The 1,059-nt window shown below is 75.6% G+C and carries 1 protein-coding gene; it reads right to left on the reverse strand.

The window, feature by feature from the left end:
* Nucleotides 1–33: 33 nt before the first annotated feature.
* On the reverse strand, nucleotides 34–615 hold the full coding sequence (locus CCN72_RS37285) for a hypothetical protein (protein ID WP_244174683.1): 582 nt from the start codon (nucleotides 613–615) through the stop codon (nucleotides 34–36).
* Nucleotides 616–1,059: the final 444 nt, after the last annotated feature.

Consider the following 1,059-nt stretch of genomic DNA (forward strand, 5'->3'; position numbering starts at 1 on the left):
TGTTTGCCGAGTACCCCGGGGGCAGGGGGCGGCTCACCGGGTCCCGGTGGTCGTCCGCCTGGTCGCCCACCAGATACCGAGCGCCGTCAGGAGGGCGGCCCCCAATGCGTACAGCGGCAGCCAGAGGGTCGTCGTGGCGGACAGGCAGTCGTCGACGGCGTGCCGGCTCTGGTCCTGCTGCGCGTACGACAGCGCGGCGCTGCCTCGGCCGCCCAGGCCACCCAGGGCGGCTCGGGCCTGGAGCGCCGCGTAGTCGCCCAGATGGGCGCACTCGGTACGGGTGCCCGGCATCGGGAGGAGCCAGGGCCAGCGCTGGAGGGCGGGGGCCAGCGCGAGGGCCACGCACAGGCCGATGACCAGCGACTGGACCGCCAGGCTCCGCACGTAGCCGGACCGCGTGCCGGACAGGGGGGCCGGGGGGCTGGTGAAGGCGAGGACGATCGCCAGCAGGGTGACGCCGATATAGGTGGAGAACCACTGCCACGAGCCGGAGGACAGCGCGAACGCGAGCACACCGGCGAGGGCGGTGCCCAGGACCCCGGCCCGGTTGCCGGCTCCGCGGTCCGCGGCGGCGGTCACGGAACCCCGGGCGCCCGGGGAGCTGCGGTCGTCCATGCTCTCTCCTGCCTGGCTCCGGGCCCCCAGTCTCCGGCCACGCCCCCTTCGGACCTTCGCGCCATGCCGCCGCGTCCGCCCGGTTGGCGGGGGGACGGGAACGTTCCGCGTCCCCACGCCGCGCCCTTCGGAACCCGCTCCGACACGAGCGCGGGGTGGAGTGATCGGGCGCGGGTCGGGTCCGGGTCGGGTGCGAGTCCGGTGCGGCCGGGCGCGTAGTTCCCCGCGTCCCTGGGAGGACCACTCGCCCCGGCCCGGCCGAAAAGTCACCGACCGCCCGCGCGCATCGGCCCGGGTGCGGGCAGACCGTGGTCGATCGCGCAGTTCCGCACGCCCCTGAGCGGAAGCACTCGCCCCGGTCGAGAAGTGACCGGTCGCCCGGCAGCCCCCCGTTGGTACGTGCGTGCGCCCACCCGTCAGCAGACCGAGACGGGTGGGCGGGTG

Source organism: Streptomyces murinus, from assembly GCF_002154555.1.
GTDB lineage: Bacteria > Actinomycetota > Actinomycetes > Streptomycetales > Streptomycetaceae > Streptomyces > Streptomyces murinus.